This window comes from Paenibacillus anseongensis (genome assembly GCF_009757995.1).
GTDB classification, from domain to species: Bacteria; Bacillota; Bacilli; order Paenibacillales; family NBRC-103111; genus Paenibacillus_E; species Paenibacillus_E chondroitinus.
On record NZ_WSEM01000042.1, the window covers coordinates 38,316 to 60,471 of the forward strand.

Annotated in this window: 25 protein-coding genes, 2 rRNA genes and 1 other annotated feature; of the genes, 1 reads left to right on the forward strand and 26 read right to left on the reverse strand. The window is 46.2% G+C overall.

Annotated features, from left to right (window positions below):
• Positions 1-91 precede the first annotated feature (91 nt).
• The 17 genes from rplL to GON05_RS38685 form a co-directional block, all read right to left on the reverse strand.
• Positions 92-457 carry a 50S ribosomal protein L7/L12 gene (gene rplL, locus GON05_RS38605; RefSeq protein ID WP_145669474.1) on the reverse strand — a complete coding sequence of 122 codons (366 nt, stop codon included), beginning with the start codon at positions 455-457 and terminating at the stop codon, positions 92-94.
• A gap of 63 nt (positions 458-520) precedes the next feature.
• The gene (gene rplJ / locus GON05_RS38610; RefSeq protein ID WP_145669473.1) at positions 521-1,027 is read right to left on the reverse strand and encodes a 50S ribosomal protein L10; all 507 of its coding nucleotides are present in this window, start codon (positions 1,025-1,027) and stop codon (positions 521-523) included.
• Between the two features lie 65 nt (positions 1,028-1,092).
• Positions 1,093-1,246: a sequence feature (ribosomal protein L10 leader region), on the reverse strand.
• A 54-nt stretch (positions 1,247-1,300) separates the two neighbouring features.
• Positions 1,301-1,993 carry a 50S ribosomal protein L1 gene (gene rplA / locus GON05_RS38615; RefSeq protein ID WP_127457551.1) on the reverse strand — a complete coding sequence of 231 codons (693 nt, stop codon included), beginning with the start codon at positions 1,991-1,993 and terminating at the stop codon, positions 1,301-1,303.
• Between the two features lie 115 nt (positions 1,994-2,108).
• Positions 2,109-2,534, reverse strand: coding sequence for a 50S ribosomal protein L11 (gene rplK, locus GON05_RS38620; protein WP_029196472.1), 426 nt, complete (start codon positions 2,532-2,534; stop codon positions 2,109-2,111).
• Positions 2,535-2,623: 89 nt separating this feature from the next.
• The gene (gene nusG, locus GON05_RS38625; RefSeq protein WP_126144113.1) at positions 2,624-3,157 is read right to left on the reverse strand and encodes a transcription termination/antitermination protein NusG; all 534 of its coding nucleotides are present in this window, start codon (positions 3,155-3,157) and stop codon (positions 2,624-2,626) included.
• A 24-nt stretch (positions 3,158-3,181) separates the two neighbouring features.
• Entirely contained in the window at positions 3,182-3,394 is a 213-nt protein-coding gene (gene secE, locus GON05_RS38630) for a preprotein translocase subunit SecE (RefSeq protein ID WP_127457552.1), read from the reverse strand.
• Between the two features lie 19 nt (positions 3,395-3,413).
• The gene (gene rpmG, locus GON05_RS38635) at positions 3,414-3,563 is read right to left on the reverse strand and encodes a 50S ribosomal protein L33 (protein ID WP_079418041.1); all 150 of its coding nucleotides are present in this window, start codon (positions 3,561-3,563) and stop codon (positions 3,414-3,416) included.
• Positions 3,564-3,795: 232 nt separating this feature from the next.
• Positions 3,796-4,440, reverse strand: coding sequence for an RNA polymerase sporulation sigma factor SigH (gene sigH, locus GON05_RS38640; protein WP_028557511.1), 645 nt, complete (start codon positions 4,438-4,440; stop codon positions 3,796-3,798).
• 118 nt (positions 4,441-4,558) lie between these two features.
• A complete protein-coding gene (locus GON05_RS38645; protein WP_157326755.1) occupies positions 4,559-5,071 on the reverse strand; it encodes an NYN domain-containing protein in 513 nt (170 codons plus the stop codon).
• Between the two features lie 5 nt (positions 5,072-5,076).
• Positions 5,077-5,817: a 23S rRNA (guanosine(2251)-2'-O)-methyltransferase RlmB gene (rlmB, locus tag GON05_RS38650; RefSeq protein WP_127457554.1), complete on the reverse strand. Its 741-nt coding sequence runs from the start codon at positions 5,815-5,817 to the stop codon at positions 5,077-5,079.
• A gap of 60 nt (positions 5,818-5,877) precedes the next feature.
• Positions 5,878-6,303 (reverse strand): Mini-ribonuclease 3, encoded by a 426-nt coding sequence (locus tag GON05_RS38655; protein WP_157326756.1) that lies wholly within the window; start codon positions 6,301-6,303, stop codon positions 5,878-5,880.
• Positions 6,300-7,700 carry a cysteine--tRNA ligase gene (gene cysS, locus GON05_RS38660; RefSeq protein ID WP_157326757.1) on the reverse strand — a complete coding sequence of 467 codons (1,401 nt, stop codon included), beginning with the start codon at positions 7,698-7,700 and terminating at the stop codon, positions 6,300-6,302. Before cysS ends, GON05_RS38655 begins: the two co-directional genes overlap by 4 nt.
• Positions 7,681-8,352, reverse strand: coding sequence for a serine O-acetyltransferase (gene cysE / locus GON05_RS38665; RefSeq protein WP_157326758.1), 672 nt, complete (start codon positions 8,350-8,352; stop codon positions 7,681-7,683). Before cysE ends, cysS begins: the two co-directional genes overlap by 20 nt.
• Positions 8,353-8,698: 346 nt before the next feature.
• Positions 8,699-10,153: a glutamate--tRNA ligase gene (gene gltX, locus GON05_RS38670; protein WP_157326759.1), complete on the reverse strand. Its 1,455-nt coding sequence runs from the start codon at positions 10,151-10,153 to the stop codon at positions 8,699-8,701.
• Positions 10,154-10,183: 30 nt separating this feature from the next.
• Positions 10,184-10,669 (reverse strand): 2-C-methyl-D-erythritol 2,4-cyclodiphosphate synthase, encoded by a 486-nt coding sequence (gene ispF, locus GON05_RS38675; RefSeq protein WP_157326760.1) that lies wholly within the window; start codon positions 10,667-10,669, stop codon positions 10,184-10,186.
• Positions 10,666-11,370: a 2-C-methyl-D-erythritol 4-phosphate cytidylyltransferase gene (gene ispD / locus GON05_RS38680; RefSeq protein ID WP_157326761.1), complete on the reverse strand. Its 705-nt coding sequence runs from the start codon at positions 11,368-11,370 to the stop codon at positions 10,666-10,668. Before ispD ends, ispF begins: the two co-directional genes overlap by 4 nt.
• Before the next feature lie 97 nt (positions 11,371-11,467).
• Positions 11,468-12,535, reverse strand: coding sequence for a PIN/TRAM domain-containing protein (locus GON05_RS38685; protein ID WP_127457561.1), 1,068 nt, complete (start codon positions 12,533-12,535; stop codon positions 11,468-11,470).
• A 156-nt stretch (positions 12,536-12,691) separates the two neighbouring features.
• Between GON05_RS38685 and GON05_RS38690 the strand changes: the two genes are divergently transcribed.
• A complete protein-coding gene (locus GON05_RS38690) occupies positions 12,692-13,087 on the forward strand; it encodes a DUF1573 domain-containing protein (protein WP_127457569.1) in 396 nt (131 codons plus the stop codon).
• A gap of 79 nt (positions 13,088-13,166) precedes the next feature.
• Here the strand turns inward: GON05_RS38690 and pssA are convergent, their stop codons facing one another.
• From pssA to GON05_RS38735, 9 genes are all read right to left on the reverse strand, one after another.
• Positions 13,167-13,916 (reverse strand): CDP-diacylglycerol--serine O-phosphatidyltransferase, encoded by a 750-nt coding sequence (pssA, locus tag GON05_RS38695; protein ID WP_127457562.1) that lies wholly within the window; start codon positions 13,914-13,916, stop codon positions 13,167-13,169.
• 86 nt (positions 13,917-14,002) lie between these two features.
• Positions 14,003-15,082, reverse strand: coding sequence for a DNA integrity scanning diadenylate cyclase DisA (gene disA / locus GON05_RS38700; RefSeq protein WP_127457563.1), 1,080 nt, complete (start codon positions 15,080-15,082; stop codon positions 14,003-14,005).
• Positions 15,083-15,122: 40 nt separating this feature from the next.
• Entirely contained in the window at positions 15,123-16,490 is a 1,368-nt protein-coding gene (gene radA, locus GON05_RS38705) for a DNA repair protein RadA (RefSeq protein WP_157326762.1), read from the reverse strand.
• A 156-nt stretch (positions 16,491-16,646) separates the two neighbouring features.
• On the reverse strand, positions 16,647-19,088 hold the full coding sequence (clpC, locus tag GON05_RS38710; RefSeq protein ID WP_157326763.1) for an ATP-dependent protease ATP-binding subunit ClpC: 2,442 nt from the start codon (positions 19,086-19,088) through the stop codon (positions 16,647-16,649).
• 59 nt (positions 19,089-19,147) lie between these two features.
• Positions 19,148-20,167: a protein-arginine kinase McsB gene (locus GON05_RS38715; RefSeq protein ID WP_157326770.1), complete on the reverse strand. Its 1,020-nt coding sequence runs from the start codon at positions 20,165-20,167 to the stop codon at positions 19,148-19,150.
• 66 nt (positions 20,168-20,233) lie between these two features.
• Positions 20,234-20,746: a protein-arginine kinase activator protein McsA gene (locus tag GON05_RS38720; protein ID WP_127457567.1), complete on the reverse strand. Its 513-nt coding sequence runs from the start codon at positions 20,744-20,746 to the stop codon at positions 20,234-20,236.
• A gap of 13 nt (positions 20,747-20,759) precedes the next feature.
• Positions 20,760-21,221 carry a CtsR family transcriptional regulator gene (locus GON05_RS38725; protein ID WP_127457568.1) on the reverse strand — a complete coding sequence of 154 codons (462 nt, stop codon included), beginning with the start codon at positions 21,219-21,221 and terminating at the stop codon, positions 20,760-20,762.
• Between the two features lie 517 nt (positions 21,222-21,738).
• A 5S ribosomal RNA gene (rrf, locus tag GON05_RS38730) occupies positions 21,739-21,855 on the reverse strand.
• 182 nt (positions 21,856-22,037) lie between these two features.
• Positions 22,038-22,156, reverse strand: a 23S ribosomal RNA gene (locus tag GON05_RS38735); the annotation flags it as partial.

Here is a 22,156-nt window from a genome sequence, read left to right on the forward strand (position 1 = left end):
ACTGCGAGCGTTCCTAAGGCTTTCCTAAGGGTAAAAGCTTAGGTAAAAAAACCTCTTGAAGGCAAGCTTCAAGAGGTTTCCTGAAAAGAAATTACTTAACTTCTACAGATGCGCCAGCTTCTGTAAGCTTAGCTTTAACAGCTTCTGCTTCTTCTGCGCTAACTTTTTCTTTAACTGGTTTTGGAGCTCCGTCAACTAGGTCTTTCGCTTCTTTCAGGCCAAGACCTGTGATTTCGCGAACTACTTTAATTACGTTGATTTTGGAAGCACCAGCGCTAGTCAAGATAACATCAAACTCAGTTTGAGCTTCTTCAACTGCTACTGCTGCGCCACCGCCAGCTGCTACTGGAGCTGCTGCTGTTACGCCAAACTCTTCTTCAATTGCTTTAACCAGGTCGTTCAATTCCAAGATTGTCATGCCTTTGATTGCTTCTAGGATCGTTGCATTTGTGCTCATGGTTAAACCTCCATTATCATTAATAAATTAGTTTGTTGTTGTAAATTGATTCGTACACTGAAATTAAGCTTGACCTTCAGCTTCTTTTTTCTCAGCAACTGCTTTAACAGCAAGTGCAAAGTTACGAACTGGAGCTTGAAGAACGCTAAGCAACATGGAGAGCAAACCATCTCTGGATGGAAGTTCAGCAAGTGCTTTAATTTGATCGTATCCAACTACGCGGCCTTCGACCACGCCACCTTTTACGCTCAATTGATCATTCTTTTTCGCAAATTCAGTCAAAATTTTCGCCGGAGCAACTAGATCGTCTTTGCTGAAAGCAATAGCGGTTGGACCTGTTAGGTACTCATCCAATCCTAGTTCAGCATTTGCCGATGCGCGTCTAGCCAACGAGTTCTTGAGAACTACGAATTCAATACCAGCTTCGCGCAAAGTTTTACGTAGTTGTGTTACTTGAGCTACGTTCAAACCGCGGTAGTCAGCGATGATTGTAGAAGCACTAGCTTTGAACTTTTCAGTTACTTCAGCTACTGCCTGTTCTTTTGCTGCAAGAATTTTCGCGTTTGCCATAGTACACCTCACTTCTTATGCATTTATGTTTCAATATCACAAACAGTAGGAGCATCAGCATTCCTTATAACAATAAGAAATGCCTTCGTAGACGCTACGAAGGCATGATGTGTTCACTTTTTCCCTGATGTACAAAGAAATCGCTATATATATCATAACACCTCGGTAGGAAATTAAGCACAAGGCACCTACTGTCTACGGTTTGCATATTCATTTTTATGACCTTTGATAGAGTATCACGCCCAGCAACCGAAGTCAACTGGAAGCTATTACTTATCTGAAGGAGCTTACGTTTACTCGAACACTTGGTCCCATTGTGGAGGATACAGCAATGTTTTTCAGGTAAACACCTTTAGCCGCTGCTGGTTTCGCTCTTACAAGCGCATCAACCAATGCTTTGAAGTTTTCGTTCAACTTGTCTGCATCGAAAGATACTTTACCAAGTGGAGCATGGATTTGTCCTGCTTTGTCAAGACGGTACTCGATTTTACCAGCTTTGATCTCCTGAACAGCTTTGGTAACGTCGAAAGTAACTGTTCCTGCTTTAGGGTTTGGCATTAAACCTTTACCCCCGAGGATACGACCCAGTTTACCAACTTCGCTCATCATGTCTGGAGTAGCTACGCAAACGTCGAACTCGAACCAACCTTGTTGAATTTTGTTGATCATGTCAGCATCACCAACAAAATCTGCACCAGCTGCTTCAGCTTCTTTCGCTTTCTCGCCTTTAGCAAATACAAGTACACGTTTCGTTTTACCAGTACCGTGTGGAAGTACTACAACACCACGAACAGCCTGATCTTGTTTTCTTGGGTCTACACCCAGACGAACTGCAACATCTACAGTTTCATCAAATTTAGCAGGAGCTGTTTTCTTAACAAGCTCGATTGCTTCTGACGGATCGTACAAAGTTTCAGCATTAACAAGCTGAGATACTTCGCGGTATTTCTTACCGTGTTTAGGCATAATGTATATCCTCCTTAGTGGTATTAGCGGATAATCCTCCCACCGAGCGACCTCAAAGTTTTCCAAGAAAACTTCTACGCAAACCGCGGTTTACACAGCCGCATTCCTTGCGGAATTAATCTTCGATAGTGATTCCCATGCTGCGAGCTGTACCTTCAACCATACGCATAGCAGCCTCAACGGATGCAGCATTCAGGTCAGGCATTTTTTGTTCTGCGATTTCACGAACTTTTGCACGTTTCACAGTTGCAACTTTCTTTTTGTTTGGTTCACCGGATCCTTTTTCGATACCAGCAACGACGCGAAGAAGAACTGCAGCCGGAGGCGTTTTAGTGATGAATGTAAAGGAACGATCCTCGAATACTGTGATCTCAACCGGAATGATAAGGCCTACTTGATCAGCAGTACGAGCGTTAAACTCTTTACAGAAAGCCATGATGTTCACACCTGCTTGACCCAATGCTGGACCGATCGGTGGTGCTGGATTTGCTTTCGCAGCTTGAACTTGAAGCTTCACGATTTTAATAACCTTTTTTGCCATGATAGACACCTCCTGTTTATAATATAGATCCCACTAACGAAGGTCTATCCCGAGGAATAGACCTGGTAGAAACCCTTGGTTGTCTTGTGTTATAGCTTTTCCACTTGGTCGAAATCGAGCTCAAGCGGGGTTTCCCTACCAAACATGTTGACATGCACCTTAAGTTTACCCTTGTCAGCCACAATTTCCTCAACAGATCCGACAAAGTTTGCGAAAGGTCCCACCTTGACGCGTACGGTCTCTTTGAGTTCGAAGTCGATCTTCGCCTTCGGCTCTTCCATTCCCATATGCTTCAAAATAGATTCAACTTCCTCAGGTAATAATGCAGTCGGTTTAGAGCCGGATCCCGTAGAGCCTACGAATCCGGTAACTCCTGGCGTATTACGAACTACGTACCAAGAATCGTCCGTCTGAATCATTTCTACGAGAACATACCCTGGATAAACTTTACGCATGACGACTTTTTTCTTGCCGTCTTTATTCACCAGTTCCTCTTCCATAGGCACAAGCACACGGAAGATCTTGTCCGTCATTTCCATGGATTCAACACGTTTCTCCAGGTTGGCTTTCACTTTGTTCTCATACCCTGAATAGGTATGTACGACGTACCATCTTTTTTCCATGAATAAATTCACCTATAGTCCTGTTTATTTAAAAACAAGGCGCAGCAACTCAGAAATTCCAAGATCCAGCACAAAAAAATAAATAGCAACAAAAGCTACAGTACCCAACACAACAAGCGTATAGGTAATCATCTCTTTGCGACTTGGCCACTTGACCTTTTTGAGTTCTGTCCAACTGTCGGTGAAGAAGGAAAAAGTGGATCCGAAGCTTTGTCTCATTCTAGCCAAGAACCCCACAAACTACACCTCCAAAGAACTACCTAGTCTCGCGATGAGCAGTATGTTCATTGCAAAATTTGCAATATTTCTTCAACTCAATACGGTCGGGATTGTTGCGCTTATTTTTAGTGGATGCATAGTTTCTTTGTTTGCAATTTGTGCACGCTAATGTGATGATGACCCGCATGATGTACACCTCCTACAGACACGTTCTAATTAAAGCCCTTCGAAGCGCGTCAAAAAGAAAGCGACTTTTAGGGCTACCTGAAATACTTTATCACAACCAGTTACAGAGTGTCAAGGCAGAAGTCTCACAATTGCAAGAGTAATATCAGTATAGACGCTCCGGTATGATAATAAACCTCGTACAAATAAAAGGCCCGCGCTGCCAAGACCAAGCAAGGCAGCGCGGGCACATTCTACAAATCTCTAACTTCCAAATAGCGTTCAAGCTTGCGTTTCACACGTTGAAGAGCATTGTCAATCGACTTGACATGACGATCAAGGTCCACCGCAATCTCTTGGTAGGATCTCCCATCGAGATAGAGCATAAGAACCCTACGCTCCAAATCACTCAATATCTCTCCCATTTTATCTTCAAGTCCCGTAAATTCTTCTTGATTAATCACAAGCTCCTCAGGATCTGTGACCCTGGAACCGCTGATGACGTCAAGCAGCGTACGATCAGAATCTTCATCATAGATAGGCTTGTCCAGTGACACGTAGGAATTAAGAGGAATGTGTTTCTGACGTGTTGCTGTCTTAATCGCCGTGATGATCTGTCGAGTAATGCACAGTTCAGCAAAGGCTTTAAAAGAAGCAAGCTTGTCTCCTCGGAAGTCGCGGATAGATTTATATAAACCTATCATTCCTTCCTGCACAATATCTTCTCGGTCTGCACCTATCAAAAAATAAGAACGTGCTTTGGCACGCACGAAATTCTTATATTTATTGATAAGATATTCCAACGCTTCGCTACTGCCTTCACGGACTGCCTCGACAATGTCTTCATCTGGCTTGAGGTCATAATCATACATTCTCAGTTCTTTGAGGTCGACACTCACCAACAATCCCTCCGGCCTGCAGGACTACCCAGATTCACATTAAAAGTTTAGGTTAAGTATACATGATGAAATCTCACACCGTCAACGGGGACCCCCACCATTTCTAGCATTTGGAGGATTACTCCCCTCTTCGCCAGCGTTCGAACTGCGCCTTTAACTCATTGCTCAATTTGCCTTCAAACGGATTGCGTTTCGCTGTCGTCTCCGGTTGAATACGGTCTCGAACTTCTTTGCGATTCTGTTTGATTTTGATGAGAAGTTCACCAGCCGGCAATCGAAGAGCTCCTTTACCGAAAATAACATGCTGCTCAATCATATCGGAGGTGGCCACATAGATTTGCTTACGTCTTCCCATCAGATTCGTAACCAATCGTTCGATCCGTTCATCCGCGGTTTCCTTCTCTTTGGTGTAGAGGACGTTCAATTTGCTCTGTACATACTTCTTCCCAAGTCCAGGTACCATGTAAGCGTCAAAAACCAGGTATACCTTCATACCTGAGTACGATTGGTATTCAGCCAGCATATGAATTAACTTATCCCGGGCCCCTTCCAAGTCGGTATCCTTCAGCTTATTCAGTTCAGGCCATGCCCCTATGATATTGTAGCCGTCTACGATTAGAAACTCTTCCATCTGCTTTAACTCTTAGTTCGTTGGCGAACCACTTCATACATCAATACACCCGCGGCTACAGAGGCATTCAGAGAGTTCACGTGTCCCGCCATCGGCAGTTTAACTAGGAAGTCACATCTCTCTTTAATCAGCCTTCCAACACCTTTACCTTCATTGCCGATGACAAGAGCTATGGGCATACTGAAATTCGCTTTATATACATCTTGCGCTGCTGTCACATCCGTTCCCGCGACCCAAACTCCTTGCTCTTTGAGCTGTTCGATGGTCTGCGAGATATTCGTTACTCGAGCAACAGGAACATACTCTACCGCACCCGCAGATGTCTTAGAAACCGTTGCTGTTAGCCCTACGGAGCGTCTTTTGGGAATAATGACACCGTGAACTCCCGTGCAATCCGCTGTTCGCAGGATCGAACCCAGGTTGTGCGGGTCTTCAATCTCATCAAGAATGAGGATAAAGGGATCCTGGCCAAGCGCCTTAGCTTTAGCAAGAATATCCTCTACTTCTACGTATTCATAGGCTGCTACCTGCGCTATAACCCCTTGGTGCTGAAGCCCTTCTACCATTTGATCAAGCTTACGTTTGTCTGTAAATTGCACAAGAATCCCTAAATTTTTGGCTTCCGCTACAATCGGGCCAGCGAATTGCTTCTGTGCATTCTCAGCAATCCAAATTTTGTTGATTGTTCGACCAGCACGGATCGCCTCCATTACGGAGTGCTTCCCGCCAATATATTCCTCATCCATCTCTTGCTTCCTCCTAAAAATTCCTCGTTTAACATAACTTACATCCGCAATGGACTAAGCTTAATTCTTGTGATCCAGAACAAAATCCAATATTTCCTTCAATCGCTCAAAAGATTGCTTGTAATACAAATATCCAATTAAGCACTCAAACGCGGTGCTGTGCCGGTATTCAAGCACATCCGCGTTCTTGGCTGTCGTTCCTGATTTGGCATTGCGTCCGCGCTTCACCATGTCAATCTCTTCTTCCGTCAGCATCGGCATCAGCGCATCCAACACCTTGGATTGCGCCTTAGCCGAAACATAGCCAGTAGCTGCTTTGTGCAAATGATTGGGCCGATGGTTTCCGCCAGAAATCACATATTGCCGAATATAGACCTCATAGACCGCATCGCCAATATAGGCGAGCACGAGAGGATTCAGCAAATGAGGACTCTTGGACGGCGGAAAAACGAACAGATTCGCAGCTTCAGTAAAAGTCTCACTCATTTGCGGCGCCAACGAATTCCTTGTGGTGTATCCTCAAGGAATATTCCTTTCTCTGTGAGCAGATCGCGGATTTCGTCCGCACGCACCCAGTTCTTCGACTTCCTCGCTTCCGTGCGGTCGACAATCAGCTGCTCAATCTCTTCGTCCAACAATTCGTCAGCCTGTTTCGACAAAATGCCCAACGTTTGATCAAACACCTGCAGCTGATCCAGGAACATTTGCAAAGCGGCAGCATTCACCCGCTCCTGCTGCAAGTACAGGTTCGCTTCTGCAACGAGATCGAACACCGCCGTGATCGCATCCGGGGTATTGAAGTCGTCGTTCATCTTCTCGACGAACTGAGCGGCGATCGCCGCTACACGCTCCGTATGAGCGGCTTCGATCTCACCTGTTGCTGAGGCTGTGGCCAGACGATGCTTCAGGTTATCATTTGCATTTTGAATGCGCTCCAACGCATTGGCCGCTTGCTTGAGGCTCTCATCGCTGAAGTTCAACGGATTGCGGTAGTGAGCGGATAACATAAAGAAACGGAAAACTTCCGGTTTAATTTGTTTCACAAGATCGCGGATGAGAATGCCATTCCCCAGCGATTTGGACATTTTTTCATTATCAATGTTAAGGAAAGCATTGTGCAACCAGTAATTGGCCATTGGATGGCCAGTCACCGCTTCGGTTTGCGCGATTTCGCACTCATGATGCGGGAACGTCAAGTCTTGACCGCCGCCGTGAATATCAATCGTTTCACCTAAATATTTGCGCACCATAGCGGAGCATTCGATATGCCAGCCTGGACGGCCTTGGCCCCAAGGGCTATCCCAATAAATCTCTCCCGGTTTGGCCGCTTTCCAAAGAACAAAATCCTGCGGATTCTCTTTGCGGTCATCCACTTCAATGCGAATGCCGTATTGGAGTTCTTCCAGATTTTGATGAGAAAGCTTGCCGTATTCGGCGAATTTCGTCGTCCGGTAATAGACATCGCCGCGGGCTTCATAGGCGTAGCCTTTTTCAACCAAAGCAGCGATGAATTCAATGATTTCCTGAATATTGTCTGTTACACGGGGATTCATTGTGGCTTCATGCACACCAAGCGTTTGGATATCCTCCAAGAAGGCGGCAATAAAAGTTTCAGCCAGCTCCGGAACGGTAACAGCCATTTCCTCGGCTTTACGAATCATTTTATCATCCACATCGGTAAAGTTTGTAATATAAGTAACTTCATAGTTCTGAGACTCTAAAAAGCGGCGTACGACATCAAAGAAAATAACCGGTCTGCCATTTCCAATATGGATATAATTGTATACGGTCGGACCGCACACATACATCTTTACCTTACCTGGTTCTAAAGGTACAAACTCTTCCTTCTTGCGTGTTAACGTATTATACATTCTGAGCGTCATGTTCTCTCGCTCCTCCATTCTTAACCCGTTCTAGTTCTAGCTGTCTTCGCAATTCATTAATTTGCTGCTGCATTTCCTGGAATATATCAATAATCGGATCCGGCAAATTGCCATGGTCCAACCGGTTCACACGCACACCATCCCGCTTCACAAGCTTAGCTGGCATCGTTACAACGGTACTGTTCGAAGGAACCTCTTGGATAACCACCGCATTGGAGCCAATCCGTGAATTCTCGCCAACAAGGAAGGAGCCCAAAATCTTGGCACCCGAACCAATAACTACATTATTGCCAATAGTTGGGTGTCTCTTACCTTTCTCTTTCCCTGTTCCCCCCAGTGTGACCCCTTGATACAAGATAACATCGTCGCCAATCTCACAGGTTTCCCCAATGACGACACCCATCCCATGGTCAATAAACAATCTTTGCCCAATCGTAGCACCTGGATGAATCTCGATGCCTGTCATGAAACGGCTCCACTGGGAAACAACACGGGCAATCGTGAACATCTTCCTTTTATAAAACCAATGACCGACTCGATGTGCCCATATGGCGTGAAGGCCAGAGTAAGTAAACACAACCTCAAACCAGCTGCGTGCAGCCGGGTCGTTATCGAATACGGCGGAAATATCAGATTTGATCGTTCGCCACATGCTCTCACCTTCTTTTGTAGGAAATCATACTCCTGCGTATAATAAAAAGCCCCCGCAGCCATATGGCTGCAGAGGCGTGATTAATCGCGGTTCCACTCTGCTTGGTGACTCGGAAGTCTCCCAACTCAAAAACCCGTAACGTGGGCATTTCGGCTGCGCCTACCTTACTCTGAATCCGAGTATTCGGCGCGGCAGCTCCCAGGTGCATTTCCGGTTAGAGGGAATGGATAACTCACAGCCAAAGCCTGACGGCTTCGATTATCCTCTCTGATAAATCCCTAAATAATCGTACTCTCCTGATCATTGCATTCCTTATTGAACTAAGTATAGCGAAAAGAACCCTGTATTACAACAAGTTCCGTAGACGCGAAGCGACTTTTTCTTTTCCAAGCAGGTAAAGCGACACATTGAGGTCAGGTCCATGCACTTGTCCTGTCAGCGCAGAACGGATCGACATAAACAATTGCTTCCCTTTATAGCCCGTATCCTTCTGAACTTGCTTCAACAAAGCAGGGATCGCCTCTACCGTGAATGACTCAGCTTGCTCGACTTGCCCCAAGAAGCTGGTCAATACAGCAGGCACATGCTCTTCTTTCAAAACTGCTGCCGCTTCCTCGTCGATAACAAGCTCTTCCTTGAAGAAGATGCCCGACAGTTCGACAATTTCCGCCGCGAAGCGCATTCTCTCTTGATTGAGGCCGACTAGAGCCGTCACCCACGCCTGGCCCGCTTCATCCAATTGCGGCTCGATGTATCCGGCCTTTTGCAGGTGAGGGACACACAGGTCAACAACACGCGAGAGCGGAGCTTTTTTCAAATAAGCGTTGTTCATCCAGTTCAATTTATCCATATCAAACACAGCCGGACTCTTCGACACACGGTCGAGGTCAAACTGGGCGATCAATTCTTCCTTCGTAAACATTTCTTCTTCGCCGCCAGGAGACCATCCCAGCAGAGCGATAAAGTTCACAACAGCTTCCGGTAAATAACCTAACTCCCGGTACTGCTCAATGAACTGGATAATGGACTCATCCCGTTTGCTCATTTTCTTCCGGTCCTGGTTAAGAATCAGCGCCAAGTGCGCAAATTCCGGAACAGGCATACCGAGAGCTTCGTACATCAGAATTTGTCTAGGCGTATTGGACAGATGCTCTTCCCCGCGAATAACCAAATTGATTTTCATCATGTGGTCATCCACGATAACAGCAAAGTTATACGTCGGAATCCCGTCAGGACGCGCGATAATAAAATCGCCGATGCCATTGGATTCAAACTCAACATGCTCGCGAACCTTGTCTTCGAAGCCGATGATGCGATCTGCCGGCACAAGGAATCGAGTCGAAGGCTTGCGGCCTTCCGCTTCAAAAGCGGCAATTTGCTCAGGCGTCAAGTGACGGCATTTCCCGGAGTATCCACCCATCTCGCCGCGTGCTTCCTGCTCTGCCCGCTCCTGCTCCAGATCGGCTTCCGAACAGTAGCAAGGATACGCATGGCCACTTTGAAGAAGCTGGTTAAGGTGGGTTTGATAAATATCAAGTCTTTCCATCTGACGATAAGGACCGTATGGACCCCCGATATCCACGCTCTCATCCCACTCTAATCCAAGCCATCTTAGCCCATTCAATTGATCCTCGATGCCGGATTCTTTATGGCGGGTTTGATCCGTATCTTCAAAACGCACAACGAAAGCTCCGCCATGTCGACGCGCCAATAAATAATCAAAAAGTGCTGTACGAGCACCGCCTATATGTAAATGTCCCGTTGGACTTGGTGCATAGCGCACACGTAAAGGTTGGTTCATGACTATACCCTCTCTCCCCAATAATACCTGCTATTCTAGCACATCTCGAATTAAACAAACAACCGATTGCGCCGCAATCCCTTCGCCTCGGCCCGTGAAGCCTAGCTGCTCCGTCGTAGTAGCTTTCACATTGACTTGCTCCGGTTTCGCTTCTAGGGCATCGGCAATAATTTCAACCATTTGCGGGATATACGGTGCCATCTTCGGCTTCTGGGCAATAATCGTGGAATCTGTGTTCCCCAGACGATATCCTCTATCTTTGGCAAGCTGCCACACGTGTTTCAAAAGGACCAGACTGTCCGCATCCTTGAATTCCGCCGCCGTATCCGGGAAGTGTTTCCCGATATCTCCTAAGCCCAGAGCGCCTAGAATCGCATCGCTAACCGCGTGCAAGAGCACATCCGCATCGGAATGGCCGAGCAGCCCCTTTTCATAAGGAATCGTTACGCCTCCAATAATGCATTTACGGCCTTCCACCAACTGATGAACATCAAATCCTTGTCCTACACGAATCATTGTTGTTCCTCTCCCCTTACGTTCTGTAGTATCCATTCTGCCCATGGCAAATCTTCCGGTGTCGTTATCTTGATATTGTAATAGTCCCCTTCAACAACATGCACCGTTGTTCCTATACGCTCTACCAGCATAGCATCGTCTGTCCCCAGGAAGCCTTCCTGAAGTGCACGCTGGTGCGCCTCCTGTAAAAGAGAAAGCCGAAAAGCTTGCGGGGTTTGGATGGCCCACAAGCTTCGTCTATCCGGTGTAGATTGTATTCGCTTTTCGGAATCTACGACTTTGATCGTATCCTTCACGGGTACCGCCAGCACAGCTGCGTCCTGTTCTTTCGCCTTTGACAGACAATCGAACACATGTTCTTTTTTGACGAAAGGACGAACACCGTCATGTACGAGCACCCAAGCGGTATCCTGCTCCAGGGCTTCTAGGCCCCTTCTGACGGAGTCCTGACGCTCCGCCCCGCCTGCCAGCACATGAGTGACCTTGGAAAGCGCATAGCTCTGCACATAGCCTGTACAGCGCTCTACGTCATTTCCGCCTACAACTAAAATGATTTCATTCACTTCATGTATGTTTTGAAATAATTGCAACGTATGTACCAGAATTGGCTTCTGTCCCAGTTGTAAATATTGTTTGCTTTCCGCCGTTCCCATGCGCGAGCCCTTGCCCGCTGCCACGAGGATAACCCCTAGCTTCCCCATAAGTCCTAAGCCCTCCAACTCCACCTGAGCGCTTTCTATTCGAAAGCTTTCCTAGCAACTAGTAAGTGTTATGTTACATCTCCCTATCATACTGGTTTTATTGCGCTTTTTCCAATAATTTCGGTTTTGCGAAAATCATGCGACCCGCCGATGTTTGCAGCACACTGGTCACCATCACTTCGAGCGTCATGCCAATGAATTCGCGACCGCCTTCCACGACAATCATCGTGCCATCGTCCAGATAAGCGACACCTTGTCCATGTTCTTTGCCATCTTTAATGACTTGAACAATAATTTCTTCACCCGGCAGAACAACAGGCTTCACGGCATTCGCCAAATCGTTGATATTTAGCACGGAAACACCTTGTAATTCACAAACTTTATTCAGGTTAAAATCGTTCGTAATCACTTTGCCTTGCAGCACCTTCGCCAGACGAACCAACTTGCTGTCTACTTCGGAGATCTCTTCGAAATCGCCTTCATAAATCAGCACTTTCACTTCGAGTTCCTTTTGAATTTTGTTCAAAATATCAAGTCCCCGCCGCCCGCGATTCCGCTTGAGCAAGTCCGATGAGTCCGCAATATGCTGCAGCTCTTCAAGTACAAACTCCGGTATAACGAGGGTCCCTTCGATGAAACCTGTTTTGCAAATATCCGCAATACGTCCGTCAATAATAACACTTGTATCGAGAATCTTATGTTCCTCGTAAGGACGGTGTGTCTGCTTCTCTGGAGCGACTACCCGGCTCATCGCAATAATCTGAACCAGCTCTTCCCGCTTGCTGTAACCGATGCGAAACCCCATAACTGCTAGAACCCCCGAAACGACGAAGGGTAAAATAGGGCTTGCCCACTTCACCTGATCGAGTACAGGGAACACCAATACCGATATAAGCAGTCCAATAACTAGTCCTAATGTACCTGAAAGCAGATCGGACACAGGAATGTCCGCAACGTTTCTTTCCCCTTTGACAAGCAGCTTCATCCCCTTGCCTGCAACCCATGCTGAAAGAATGAACATAACTACCGCGCATAAACTATTGATGACTATTGCTTTTCCTGACTCATTCATGAAACCTGTCGTTCGAAGGATGGCATCACTCCAGCCAAATCCTAAACTAGCACCCATGATGGCCAAAATGAACTGTACCCATTTCCTCATCATAGATTCACCCCCTGCATCAACATATTAATAAAGCTACATTACAATTATGTTCCAATTTATCCATCGTTAATCACTTCTTCAGATGTAAAATTGAAATATTAAGGGCCTTCCATTATAATGAAATTGGAAGTTACCAACACACCCGAGGTGGATGGAATGAGCTCCTTGACTTTAAAGCAGTTTCAAGATCAAGTATCCGAATTGTTGCTCCGTCACCGAAGTCTGCTTGATGTCTTATCCAAATTTCAACAGTCCGGTGCAGCTGCTAACCGTTCCGTGGTGAAATCCATTACAGAATGTGGATGTATTCAGGTCAACGCAGCGAAGCAAGAGTACCATCCAGAGATGACTTTGAATGAGGCTAAGGATGTGCTGGGCACTCATGTATCCGGTCACCTGTGTGAACAATGCATCGAGGTTGTTAGTAGTGAACTGGGCAGGAACTTGTTCTATATGTCCGCACTCAGCAACATTCTTGATGTTAACCTGGAACAAGTCGTTGAGAATGAATCCAAGAAATGCACAACACTAGGACTCTTCAACATGTCATGAACATGAAGATGAACAAACAAAAAAGCATTTATTTTCTCTGAGATGATCAGAAGAAAATAAATGCTTTTTATTTTGCCGATTAAACGTCGGACTTAACGGAATTTGAATCGTCTACACCGCGTCGTTTGTTCTTTCTGCGGATTCGGATGAAAAAGCCATCAACGTTTTTTTTTAAGCCATAAAGCGCGTACAACAGGAGCGGTACGAAGATCATTTTGGAAATGGACTCAGGCCATTTGATTGCAATCAGGACAGCTACGGCAACGATAACGGGTGTAATCCAGATTGCCGCTTTAGGAATACCCGCTTTCTTGAAGTTCGGGTACTTCACAGTACTTACCATTAAGTATGACAACATGATCGTACTTACCAAAAGCACGTAGACGTTAATTTCATTAACGAACAACGCTAATGTACAAAGCACACCGCCAGCAGCCGGAATCGGCAAACCGATGAAATAACCAGGTGTACCAGCAACAACGTTGAAACGAGCCAAACGAAGCGCTCCACAAATGGGGAAGATCGCCGTGACGATCCAGGCAAATGCCGGACTGATCACACTCGGATCATTAAAAGCGACTACATACATGATAAAGGCTGGTGCTACACCGAAAGAAATAACGTCGGACAGCGAGTCTAGCTCTTTACCAAATTCACTTTGTGCATTCAATGCCCTTGCTACACGGCCGTCAAGACCATCAAGCAGCATGGCAACGATGACAAGTACAGCTGCGACTCCATGCTCTCCACTGAAAGCAAGAATAATCGACAGAACACCTAGGAATAAGTTCCCTACTGTAAAAAGACTGGGAATTGATTTCGTTAACATATGTTTTTGTCCACCTCTGGATTTACTATGCCCTAAACTTGACTTTATAAAACCTCAACATTAGATACTTTATGATTGTATCCACTTTAAATATGTCTGTCAATGAACACTTGTTCTTGAATTCTTTTGAGGCCTTCTTTAATAGCGCGCGCCCTCACTTCTCCGATTCCATCAACTTCATCCAGTTCTTCAATCGTTGCCATCATCATGTGCGGCAGGTAGCCAAACTTCTCTACAAGATTCGCAATAATGATCGAGGGAAGCCGCGGTATTTTCCCAAGAACCCTGAATCCACGCGGGGAAACCGGCTCTTCAACTATTGAATTCGTATGCGGATAGCCGAGTAATCGAATGATTTGGTGCGGTTCCAGCAACTCATCCGAAGATAACCGTTTCAAACCGGCTTGCATTTCTTTGACCCGTTCTTCGGATAATTCCCTTACATAATCTTTTACGAGCAAACGCGCTTCAAGTTCCGCATTGCCAACAAGTTCTTCCAATTGCATGCTAATTAAACGGCCTTCATTCCCCAACTCGTTAATATAACGATTGATTTCCGCTTTGATGCGCAGCACCATTTCAAATCGGGCAATGACATTGGTGACATCGTGCAGCGTAACCAGCTCTTCAAACTCCGACGCACTCAGGTTCGTCAGCGACTGATCCAAAACCACTTTGTACCGCTCCAACGTTTGGATGGCTTGATTAGCTTTCGTTAGGATAACGCCTATATCTTTGAGCGCATAGCGCAAGTTTCCTTGATAAAGGGTGATGACATTGCGTCGTTGCGAGATCGAAACAACCAGCTTATTGGTTTGCTTCGCAACACGTTCAGCTGTGCGATGGCGGATTCCAGTCTCCGACGAGGAAATGGAGGAATCCGGAATTAATTGCGTATTTGCATATAGAATACGTTTGATATCTTCGCTGAGGATGATCGCTCCATCCATTTTGGCAAGCTCATATAAATAATTGGGTGAAAAATCACAATCGATCGAAAAGCCGCCGTCGACAATTTCTCTTACTTCCGCGCTATATCCAACAACAATAAGTCCGCCCGTTTTGGCGCGTAATACATTCTCCAAACCGTCGCGGAACGATGTGCCAGGGGCTACCATTTGCAGCAATTGGCTCATGACGTCTCGCTTTATCTCTTCTTTACTCATAGTTTCCTCCTGAAGGCTTGCAGGTTGAATGATTCAAGAGCTAATCCAGTGCCGCTTTCAATGCTTCCGACACGGTGTTCACCCCAATAATCTCCATACCGGGCGGATGCGTCCACCCCTTCAAACTTTTCTCTGGCATAATGACTCTGCGGAATCCTAATTTCTCCGCTTCCTTCACCCGCTGATCAATCCGCGACACACCACGGACTTCACCGGTCAACCCGATCTCACCGAACACGACATCAAAAGGCCTCGTTGCATGATCCCGGAAACTGGATGCGATACTAATCGCAATGGCTAAATCAACGGCAGGCTCATCAAGCTTGACGCCGCCAGCCACGTTCAGATAAGCATCCTGATTCTGCAAGAACATGCCCATGCGTTTCTCTAAAACGGCGATGATCAAAGAAAGTCGGTTATGATCGACACCAGTCGCCATCCTTCTTGGAGATGGGAAATTCGTCGAAGAAACCAACGCCTGAATCTCAACCAATACCGGACGCGTTCCTTCCATACTCGCAACCACGGTAGAACCGGCAACACCGAGCGGTCTCTCGGACAGGAACAGTTCAGAGGGGTTGCTCACTTCGACAAGTCCTACTTCCTGCATCTCAAAAATTCCGATCTCATTCGTAGACCCAAATCGATTCTTGACTGCTCGGAGCACGCGGTAGGAGTGATGCCGCTCTCCTTCGAAGTAAAGAACACAATCAACCATGTGCTCCAGCATCCTAGGTCCCGCAATGGCGCCTTCCTTCGTCACATGGCCGACAAGGACCGTTGCAATCCCTTTCCCCTTAGCTATTCTCATAAAGTGACCCGTGCATTCCCGAACTTGCGAAACGGTGCCCGGGGCCGATGTGATGGCAGGATGGAAAACAGTCTGAATAGAGTCAATCACCAGGAAATCGGGTTCAATTTCTTGAATGGCTTCTTCAATAAGCTCAAGGTTCGTTTCACAAAGAACATACAGCAGCGGAGATGAGGCATTCAAGCGATCCGCACGAAGCTTCGTCTGTTTAACGGACTCTTCCCCCGATATATAGAGCACCTTCTGATGTGCTTGCGTCAGCTCGAAAGAAGTTTGGAGCAGTAACGTTGATTTCCCGATTCCCGGATCCCCACCTACGAGAATTAAAGATCCAGGCACAATACCTCCGCCTAAGACGCGATTCAATTCCTTGTTGCTGGTCACAACCCTAGGCTCTGGGCTACTTTCTATATGTATGATGGGGGTAGGTTTTTCTTTCGTGCGAGGGGCAGAAGAATTCATCCCCTTTGTACGTACGACCGTTTCAACTTCTTCCACCATCGTATTCCAAGATTGACAACCTGGGCATTTGCCCATCCATTTTGGCGATTCATACCCGCATTCTTGACAGCAAAATTTCGTCTTCTGTTTACTCATGACGTAAGTGACTCCTTAGATCTTTAAATTCATTATTTGGCTATCCTTACCAATAAAGTTTACCATTTTTACGAAGTCCATGAAAGGTCATCTGAAAATAAAAAGCATTTTGCCACACCCAGGAACGGATGCAGCAAAATGCTTCTTTGCTTGCTTTTATTTAGCTGCTACGCCTTCGCCCTTCCGGACAACCAGCTCGCCTTCACTCTCATCAATCGTTAAGGAGTCGCCCTTCGCGATATTGCCTCTGAGAAGCTCCTCGGACAGACGGTCCTCAATATGCTTCTGGATGGCTCTGCGAAGCGGTCTTGCGCCGTAAGTCGGATCGTATCCTTCTTTGGCCAGGAAGGCTTTGGCTTTGTCTGTCAACAAGAAGTCCACCTCTTGTTCTTTCAGGCGTTTGCGAAGATCATCCGCCATCAGAGAAACGATTTCAGCGATATGTTTCTCATCCAAGGAGTGGAAGACGATGATTTCGTCGATCCGGTTAAGGAACTCAGGACGGAAACTTTTCTTAAGCTCGCCCATCACTTTATCTTTCATGTTGCTATAATCTTTACCAGCATCAAGAGCAGCAGTAAAGCCAAGTGAAGAGTTTTTCTTAATCATATCTGCGCCTACGTTGGACGTCATGATGATCAGTGTATTGCGGAAATCTACTGTACGTCCTTTGGAATCCGTCAGACGACCGTCTTCCAGTACTTGCAGCAGAATATTGAAAACTTCCGGATGTGCTTTCTCGATCTCATCGAGCAATACAACTGAGTATGGTTTGCGGCGAACTTTCTCCGTCAATTGGCCGCCTTCTTCATAGCCAACATACCCTGGAGGCGCTCCGACCAAACGAGAAGTCGAATGTTTCTCCATGTATTCAGACATGTCGATCCGAACTACTGCGTTGTCATCTCCGAATAGAGACTCGGCTAATGCGCGAGCTAACTCGGTTTTACCCACACCCGTAGGTCCCAAGAAGATGAAGGAGCCCATTGGACGCTTCGGATCTTTGAGGCCTGCTCTAGCACGGCGAATCGCGCGGCTGACGGCTTTCACCGCTTCTTCCTGTCCGATAACACGCTCATGGAGAATGTCTTCCATTTTGAGCAGACGATCTGTCTCTTCTTCCGCTAGCTTGCTCACAGGAATTCCTGTCCAACTTGCTACGATTTGAGCGATATCATCCGGCGTTACTTCTGTATCCAAACGACCTTGTTTTTCTTTCCAGTCGTTTTTCGTTGTATCCAGCTCTTCACGAAGCTTCTGTTCGGTGTCGCGAAGCCCAGCTGCTTTCTCGAACTCCTGGCTTTGAACCGCGGCATCCTTCTCCTTGCGGATATCCTCCAGCTTGTTCTCAAGCTGTTTCAATGAAGGCGGTATTGTGTAGGAGCGAAGTCTCACTTTGGAACTAGCCTCATCAATCAAGTCAATCGCTTTGTCCGGCAAGAAACGATCCGTGATATAGCGATCAGAGAGCTTAACAGCCTCTTGAATAGCGGCATCCGTAATTTTTACACGGTGGTGAGCTTCGTAGCGATCACGCAGTCCGTAGAGAATTTGAATAGCTTCCTCTGGGGATGGCTGATCCACTGTGATTGGTTGGAAGCGGCGCTCCAACGCGGCATCTTTTTCGATGTATTTACGGTATTCATCCAGCGTCGTAGCACCGATGCACTGCAACTCGCCTCTCGCCAGAGCCGGTTTCAAAATGTTGGAGGCATCAATCGCACCTTCCGCACCACCAGCGCCGATCAAAGTGTGAAGCTCATCAATGAAGAGCACGATGTTACCTGCTTGACGAATTTCGTCCATGATTTTTTTGAGGCGATCCTCAAATTCACCGCGATATTTGGTGCCTGCTACCACAGACCCCATATCGAGTGTCATCACTCTTTTATCCTTCAACGTTTCCGGGATTTCATTATTAATGATTTTCTGAGCGAGGCCTTCAGCAATTGCTGTTTTACCAACCCCTGGCTCACCAATCAGCACCGGATTGTTTTTCGTTCTACGGCTTAGCACTTGAATCACGCGTTCGATTTCTTTGCTACGGCCGATAACGGGATCCAAATGACCTTCTTTGGCGTAGGCGGTCAGATCTCTCGCTAAACCATCCAATGTAGGTGTATTCACATTCTGAGTGTTGCCGTGGCTTGGAGACACAGTCTCGCTGCTGCCTAGCAATTGAAGAACTTGCTGACGAGCCTTGTTCAGAGAAACACCTAGATTGTTAAGGACTCTAGCAGCAACGCCTTCGCCTTCACGAATTAGCCCCAGTAAAATATGTTCAGTCCCCACATACGTGTGACCTAATTTTCTTGCCTCATCCATGGACAACTCAATGACTTTTTTCGCTCTAGGTGTATACGCAATGTTGGTAGGCTGCTCTTGTCCTCTGCCGATTAGGGATTCGACTTCATCTTGAATCTTTTCAAGACCTAAGCCCAAAGCAACGAGTGCTTTCGCGGCGATACCTTCCCCTTCACGAATAAGACCCAACAAAATGTGCTCAGTACCAATATTGTTATGCCCTAAGCGAACTGCTTCCTCTTGAGCCAAAGAAAGCACCTTTTGCGCACGTTCTGTAAATCTGCCAAACATCATAGAGAACACCTCCAAAAGTAGTATATCTATGGAAAACCTAAAGGATGAATCTTAACTGACTATATCCTGCCGAATTTCTCTCGAATCAGCTCGGCCCGGCGCATATCGCGCTCATCGGCGTTCAGCTTCTCACCAGCAAATTGCTGGAGAAAGCCAGGTTGTGTCATGACCAGCAGTTCATTCAAAACATTAGAAGAAACATTATTGATAATCCCCAAGTCTATGCCTAATCGCACATCCGACAGGCGCTGCGCAGCCTCCTTAGAGTCCATAATCCCTGCATAAGACAAAATACCAAGCGAGCGGTTCACGCGATCAATGATACGCATTCTAGACTCTTGCATCAGCTTATGCCTTGCAGCACGCTCATGCTCAATAATTTGCCTTGCGACACTGTGTAAATTATCAATAATCTCGTCTTCGGATTGTCCTAGCGTAATCTGATTCGAAATTTGGAACAGATTACCTAATGCTTCGCTGCCTTCCCCATATAATCCTCTAACCGTCAATCCAACTTGTGTAACAGCGGATAAAATCCGATTGATTTGTTGGCTGAGCACCAGAGCGGGTAAATGCATCATTACCGAAGCACGAATGCCGGTTCCGACGTTAGTAGGGCAGCTTGTAAGGTAGCCCCTCTTTTCATCATAGCCGTAATCCAGCTGGGTTTCAAAAATATCATCAATCTGGTTCGCCAAGTCCCAAACTTCTTTGATTTGGAAGCCTGGGCACAAACATTGTATGCGAAGATGATCCTCTTCATTGATCATAATGCTGATGGATTCATTTTCGCTTAAAATAACAGCACCATTTCTGGATTCGTTAGCTAAGTTAGGGCTAATTAAATGCTTCTCAACAAGTACCATTCGCTCAAGCTCGTTAAGGTCAGACAGCGGAATAAGCGAAAAATTACTGATCGTCTCCAGCTCATCATTCTCCAGCACGCCGGACAACTGATCAAGTACTTCTTGTGATTGTTGATTGGTAGCTAGCATTGGGTAAGGGTAGTCTCTGAGGTTACGTGCAATACGGATTCGACTGCTGATGACGATATCCGACTCTGGTCCCTCTCCCTTCATCCATTCGCTTAATGCATCTCCTGTAAACCGCTGTAGTGTCACTGGATTCACACCTTCCTTACAAAATCACAATCCGGCAATTTTCTTCTCTATCTCGCGAATTTGGTCCCTGATCTTCGCCGCTTGTTCGAATTCTTCTGCTTCAATGCAGGTCATCATATCCTTCTTCAGCGTATCGATTTCCCGCTTGCATTGGATAATGCCACCGCTTCGTTTGGGGACTTTCCCCACGTGCACGGTGTTCCCATGCACTCTTTTGAACAGAGGATCTAACTTTTCCGAAAAGCTTTGATAACAGGATCCGCATCCAAAACGGCCTAATTTACTAAACTGCGAGTACGTTAACCCACAATTTTCACAACGGATCGCTTGGGACTTCGCGGCGGATAAAGAGGAAGGGTCGAAATCAAGTAATCCTGATAAAAGATTATGAATCGAAAACCCGCCAGATGTCCCAGGAATCATTTCACCCTTCTCGCGGGCGCAATTCTCACAAATGTGGAACTCGTTCTTGTCTCCATTCACAATCTTCGTAAAATGAAGAGTCGCCGGTCGTTTCCCGCATTCCTGACAAATCATTTCAAATGCCTCCTCATCTGCTAAGCAAGGATATCAGCATCGCTTTAAGGATTCTAGCTCGAATTTCATCGCGCAGCGGGAGCTTGAAGGTCAACACGTCTCTGGATATCGCTGCCCGAATCAAATTGGCTTCTCGTGTTGAAATATAGTGGCCCTCCAGCAGCTGGTAAATGAGTCCTTCAGAAGCGACTTGATCTATGTGTGTATGAATCGTTCGAAAAATATGATCCAATATCGATCCATGGCTCTTAAGCTCAATCTTCTGGATACGAATGTACCCGCCACCGCCACGCTTACTCTCCACGAGGTAACCCTTTTCCAGCGTAAACCTGGTGCTAATCACATAATTGATTTGGGAAGGCACACACTGGAATTGATCGGCCAGATCGTTTCGTTGAATCTCGATGGCTCCTTCAGAGCTTTGTTGAAGGACATGCTTTAAATACTGCTCAATAATTTCTGATACGTTACGCATCAATTCATCCTCCCAGACTGCTAGAAGTAAATTGACTTTGATTGACTTTGACTTTCTTTGACCTTAACTAGATTATAATCATTTCCTTTCTTTTTGACAAGTGCTGCCGTTAAACATTGGCCGTATATAAGAAAACTGAGCATTTTCACAGCTTACTCTCAGTATTTACAAAAAAACCCCTGCTTAACGTCAGGGACTGTTCCTTTTTTTGGGGTGTAGGTGCGATGGGCTGCTGCTTTGAGGAAGTGGGAAGTACGTTCCGCTATTTCTGGAAAAATCGAGCGATTCGCTTGTTAAAGGAATCTACGATCCGCTATTTTGTTTGTTTAGCTAAAAGCCTGCCTTTTTAGGTGGAATAAGGACCTGTGGTTCCACTTAAGCTCTGAAAGGTACAAATCAGATCAATAAGCGGCCTACAGTTCTCTTGTGCCGCTTTGCGGGAATCTCACCTTAGAATTGTCGTAAGAGATGCAAAAAAACCTTTCTGAGATTTCTCTCAAAAAGGCTTTTCTTCTGTGCTTGGCAACGTTCTACTCTCCCAGAACCCTGCGGTTCAAGTACCATCGACGCTGGAGGGCTTAACGGTCGTGTTCGAGATGGGAACGCGTGGGTCCCCTCCGCCATCATCACCAAACGTGATGCTTCTGCCAGGAAACATCTATAAATCAATTCAGGACGTCTTGCACCCTGAAAACTAGATACGAAATTTGCGTAAAGGATTGAATTATCTTAGGTTTTGCCCTTAGGGGTTAAATCCTTTGGGCCCCGTTAAAGTACTTGAGTCCACTTCGGAGCTCTTCATCACTTTAATGGGAATAGGTTAAGCCCTCGACCGATTAGTATTCGTCAGCTGCATGCATTGCTGCACTTCCACCCCGAACCTATCAACCTCGTCGTCTACAAGGGGTCTTACATACTGGGAAATCTCATCTTGA

Coding starts and splice junctions, on each gene's coding strand:
- rlmB (WP_127457554.1), bottom strand. CDS start 5,817: ATGGATGAGGAATATATTGGCGGGAAGCACTCCGTAATGGAGGCGATC.
- GON05_RS38690 (WP_127457569.1), top strand. CDS start 12,692: ATGAGCTCCTTGACTTTAAAGCAGTTTCAAGATCAAGTATCCGAATTG.
- rplK (WP_029196472.1), bottom strand. CDS start 2,534: ATGGCAAAAAAGGTTATTAAAATCGTGAAGCTTCAAGTTCAAGCTGCG.
- clpC (WP_157326763.1), bottom strand. CDS start 19,088: ATGATGTTTGGCAGATTTACAGAACGTGCGCAAAAGGTGCTTTCTTTG.
- GON05_RS38715 (WP_157326770.1), bottom strand. CDS start 20,167: ATGAAGGGAGAGGGACCAGAGTCGGATATCGTCATCAGCAGTCGAATC.
- GON05_RS38655 (WP_157326756.1), bottom strand. CDS start 6,303: ATGAGTGAGACTTTTACTGAAGCTGCGAATCTGTTCGTTTTTCCGCCG.
- cysE (WP_157326758.1), bottom strand. CDS start 8,352: ATGTGGCGAACGATCAAATCTGATATTTCCGCCGTATTCGATAACGAC.
- cysS (WP_157326757.1), bottom strand. CDS start 7,700: ATGACGCTCAGAATGTATAATACGTTAACACGCAAGAAGGAAGAGTTT.
- rplA (WP_127457551.1), bottom strand. CDS start 1,993: ATGCCTAAACACGGTAAGAAATACCGCGAAGTATCTCAGCTTGTTAAT.
- GON05_RS38685 (WP_127457561.1), bottom strand. CDS start 12,535: ATGATGAGGAAATGGGTACAGTTCATTTTGGCCATCATGGGTGCTAGT.
- gltX (WP_157326759.1), bottom strand. CDS start 10,153: ATGAACCAACCTTTACGTGTGCGCTATGCACCAAGTCCAACGGGACAT.
- ispF (WP_157326760.1), bottom strand. CDS start 10,669: ATGATTCGTGTAGGACAAGGATTTGATGTTCATCAGTTGGTGGAAGGC.
- nusG (WP_126144113.1), bottom strand. CDS start 3,157: ATGGAAAAAAGATGGTACGTCGTACATACCTATTCAGGGTATGAGAAC.
- GON05_RS38720 (WP_127457567.1), bottom strand. CDS start 20,746: ATGATTTGTCAGGAATGCGGGAAACGACCGGCGACTCTTCATTTTACG.
- rpmG (WP_079418041.1), bottom strand. CDS start 3,563: ATGCGGGTCATCATCACATTAGCGTGCACAAATTGCAAACAAAGAAAC.
- disA (WP_127457563.1), bottom strand. CDS start 15,082: ATGAGTAAAGAAGAGATAAAGCGAGACGTCATGAGCCAATTGCTGCAA.
- GON05_RS38645 (WP_157326755.1), bottom strand. CDS start 5,071: ATGGAAGAGTTTCTAATCGTAGACGGCTACAATATCATAGGGGCATGG.
- ispD (WP_157326761.1), bottom strand. CDS start 11,370: ATGGGGAAGCTAGGGGTTATCCTCGTGGCAGCGGGCAAGGGCTCGCGC.
- pssA (WP_127457562.1), bottom strand. CDS start 13,916: ATGTTAACGAAATCAATTCCCAGTCTTTTTACAGTAGGGAACTTATTC.
- rplL (WP_145669474.1), bottom strand. CDS start 457: ATGAGCACAAATGCAACGATCCTAGAAGCAATCAAAGGCATGACAATC.
- rplJ (WP_145669473.1), bottom strand. CDS start 1,027: ATGGCAAACGCGAAAATTCTTGCAGCAAAAGAACAGGCAGTAGCTGAA.
- radA (WP_157326762.1), bottom strand. CDS start 16,490: ATGAGTAAACAGAAGACGAAATTTTGCTGTCAAGAATGCGGGTATGAA.
- GON05_RS38725 (WP_127457568.1), bottom strand. CDS start 21,221: ATGCGTAACGTATCAGAAATTATTGAGCAGTATTTAAAGCATGTCCTT.